Annotated in this window: 1 protein-coding gene; it reads right to left on the bottom strand. The window is 71.7% G+C overall.

The window, feature by feature from the left end:
- Positions 1-48: 48 nt before the first annotated feature.
- Positions 49-3,648 (bottom strand): urea carboxylase, encoded by a 3,600-nt coding sequence (uca, locus tag MIC448_RS16170; protein ID WP_036302066.1) that lies wholly within the window; start codon positions 3,646-3,648, stop codon positions 49-51.
- Positions 3,649-3,690: the final 42 nt, after the last annotated feature.

The following is a 3,690-nucleotide window of genomic DNA, read 5'->3' on the forward strand; positions in this document are numbered from 1 at the left end:
CGGCAGCCGCGATCCGCTCGTACGCGTGCTGAACATTGAGAACGGCACTCATGACTGAACCTCCACTGCTGCGAGAACCTGACCAGCGGCGACACGCTCACCGGGTGAGACATAAACGGCGGCGACACGACCCGCCGCCGGGGACAAGACGGGCGACTCCATCTTCATCGCCTCCAGAACGACGAGGCGGTCATCCGCCGCCACCCGGGACCCCGGCTCGACGTCGACGCGCCAGACGCTCGCCGCGAACGGAGCCGTCACGGCTTCGCAGCCTTCGGGCACGACGATGTCGGCGGCCGGGGCGGGAGGTGCGTCGTAGGTGCGCTCGAACTCGCCCGAGGCGCGCCACGCATCCTTCTCGGCCGCGAACGCGGCTTGCTGGGTCGTGCGGAACGCCTCGATCGAGTCGGCCTCGGCCGCGAGGAACTCCTCGTACTCGGCGAGCGAGAAGCGGCCCTCTTCGGTCCGGAAGTCGCCGCGCCCGGCGTCCACTTCGGCACGCAGGTCGAGCAGCTCCTCGGCCGACACCGGATACCACCGGATGCGGTCGAACGGCCGAAGCGCCCAGGGGTTCTGATCGAAGAGGCCGCCGCGTCGGAAGCGATTCCAGATCTGCACGGTGCGGCCGACGAACTGGTACCCGCCGGGACCCTCCATGCCGTAGATGCACATGTAGGCGCCGCCGATTCCGACCGAGTTCTCGGCCGTCCAGGTACGGGCGGGGTTGTACTTGGTCGTCACGAGCCGGTGGCGGGGGTCCACGGGGGTCGCAACGGGTGCGCCCAGATACACGTCGCCGAGGCCGAGCACGAGGTAATCGGCCTCGAAGACGATGCGCTTGACGTCCTCGACACTGTCGAGGCCGTTCACCCGGCGGATGAACTCGATGTTCGAGGGCGTCCACGGCGCGTCGTCGCGGACGCTCGACATGTACCGGTCGATCGCGAGTTGCGTGGCCGGGTCGTCCCACGACAGGGGCAGGTGAACGATGCGCGAGGGCACCGTGAGCTCCCGCGTCGCGGGCAGGGCCGCCTCGATGGCCTGCAGTTCACCGAGCAGCTGCGACGCGCGCAGCACCCGTGGATCCGTCTGGATCTGGAGCGAGCGGATGCCGGGGGTGACATCCCGCACACCCGCTATGCCGCGAGCCAGCACGGCCTCCTCGAGCGCGTGCACCCGCATCCGGAGCCCCAGATCGAGCACGTTGTCGCCGTACTCGACGAGGATGTGGGCGTCGCCGTCGCGCCGGTAGGTCACGGCGGGGGCGAGCAGGTCGTCGGCCTCGGTGATCGCGGCGCGTCGGGCGAGGATGCCGTCGTCTCCGTCTCCGCCGCCTGAACCCGTCCCTGCGACGAGCGGCGCCGCGAACACGAGCGCGTCTTCCTCACGGATGGCGGCGAAGCGGACCGTGTCGCCCGGGCGCAGCTGTCCGACCTTCCAGAACTCGCCGCTGGCGACGACGGCGGGGCAGACGAATCCCCCGAGGCTCGGGCCGTCGAGCCCGAGGATGATCGGGGTGTCGCCCGTGAAGTCGAGCGCCCCGACGGCGTAGGGAGTGTCGTGGATGTTGGAGGGATGCAGGCCCGCCTCTCCCCCGTCCTCGCGCGCCCACGTCGGCTTGGGTCCGCGCAGTCGCACACCGGTGCGCGCCGACTGCACGTCGACCTCGTAGACCGCCCGGTACAGCTCGTCGATGTCTTCGCGGGTGAAGAACTCGGGCGCCGCGTGCGGCCCCTCCAGCACCCCGATGACCCACTCGTGTGTCAGGCGGGGGCGACGCTCGGGGGGCGTGGGGCCGGCGGGGGCCGGGGCGGCGACGGATGCGCCGGGTCGCAGCACGTCGCCGGCGATGAGCGCGCGGCCGCCGTGCCCGCCGAACCCGCCCAGCGTGAAGGTCGAGGCGCTGCCGAGGTACGCAGGTATATCGAGCCCGCCCCGCACCGCGAGGTAGGCGCGCATCCCCACGGTCGTGGCTCCGACCGCCACGACCGCTCCGGCGGGCACGCCGAACGGCTCCCACAGCGGCACGGCGCGTCCGTCGATCGTCACGGGCACGTCGGCACCCGTGACGCAGACGACGGCGGGTGCCGAGAAGCGCAGTCGCGGTCCCGACATGGTGATCTCGAGCGCCGGGGCATCCGCATCGTTCCCCACGGCAAGGTTCGCCTCCCGGAACGACACCGGATCCATGGGCCCCGACGGTGGCACACCGACGTTCCAGAACCCGACCCGACCGGGCAGATCCTGCACCGTCGTCATCAGGCCCGGCGTGAGCACATCGATGCGGGGTCGCGGGTCGTCCGGGTCACCGAGCGTGCCCGTGTCATGAGCCACGGCGCGCACGACCGGATCGTGGCACAGCGCCTCGAGCATCCCGATCCCGGTCACGATGCCGTCGATGCGGGTCTCGGCGAGGGCGTCGCCGAGCAGGTCGAGGGCGGCGTCACGGTGGGCGGCGTGCACGATGACCTTCGCGAGCATGGGGTCGTAGTCGGGGGTGACCTCGAGCCCCGTCTCGATCCAGGCGTCGACGCGGATGCCGTCGCCCGCGGGGAACGATGCGTTCGTCACGAGTCCGGGCGAGGGCGCGAACCCGCGAGCGGGGTCCTCGGCGTATACCCGGGCCTCGAACGCGTGGCCGCGCGGCACGTGGGCCGTCTCGAACACCGCGTCGTCGATCGCGGCCGCACCTCCCTGCCCGAGCGTCAGCATCAGGGCGACGAGGTCGATGCCGAAAACCGCCTCGGTGACGGGATGCTCGACCTGTAGGCGCGTGTTGACCTCGAGGAATGCCGCCTCTTCGCGCACCGGGTCGTAGATGAACTCCACCGTGCCCGCAGAGCGATAGTTGACGGATGCCGCGAGCCGGCGTGCGGCGTCGTGCATCTGACGTCGGACCGCATCGGGGAGGTTCGGCGCCGGGGCCTCCTCGATCACCTTCTGGTTGCGGCGCTGCAGCGAACAGTCGCGGTCGCCGAAGATCGCAACGCGGCCCGCGCCGTCGCCGAAGACCTGCACCTCGACATGGCGCGCGTGCGTGACCAGGCGCTCGAGGAAGACGCCACCCGCGCCGAAGCTGCGCGCGGCGATCGCAGCGACCGCCTCGTATCCCCCGCGCACCTCATCGGCACTCGAACAGACCCGCATCCCGATCCCGCCGCCGCCGCCGGTCGCCTTGAGCATGACGGGCAGGCCGATGCGCTCAGCCTCTGCCACCGCCTCCTCGGCGGAGGACAGCAGGCCCGTTCCGGCCAGCATCGGCACCCCGGCCGCCTCGGCGTGCTCACGGGCGGTGTGCTTGAGCCCGAACGTCTCGATCTGCTCGGGCGTCGGGCCGATCCAGACGAGCCCCGCCGCCTCGGCCGCGCGCGCCGCCTCGACGTTCTCGGAGAGAAATCCGTACCCCGGATGAATCGCCCCGGCGCCGTGCTCGAGAGCCGCGGCGATGATCGCGTCGGCACGCAGGTACGATTCCGCGGCCGGCGCGGGCCCCAGGCGCACGGCGACGTCGGCCTCGCGCACGTGGGGCGCGGCCCGGTCGGCGTCCGAGTAGACGGCGACGGTGCGGAGCCCCAGTTCTTTCGCGGAACGGATGATGCGGCGGGCGATCTCGCCGCGGTTCGCGACGAGCAGCGTGTCGAAGGGCATGGGGCTCTCAGGGGTGCGGGGCTGGGTCAGGCGGGCTGGGTA

Origin of the sequence: Microbacterium sp. C448, assembly GCF_000582705.2 — a bacterium.
Lineage (GTDB): Bacteria > Actinomycetota > Actinomycetes > Actinomycetales > Microbacteriaceae > Microbacterium > Microbacterium lacus_A.

Excerpts from the sequence above, each read along its gene's own strand:
- uca (WP_036302066.1), bottom strand. The coding sequence starts at position 3,648 with ATGCCCTTCGACACGCTGCTCGTCGCGAACCGCGGCGAGATCGCCCGC.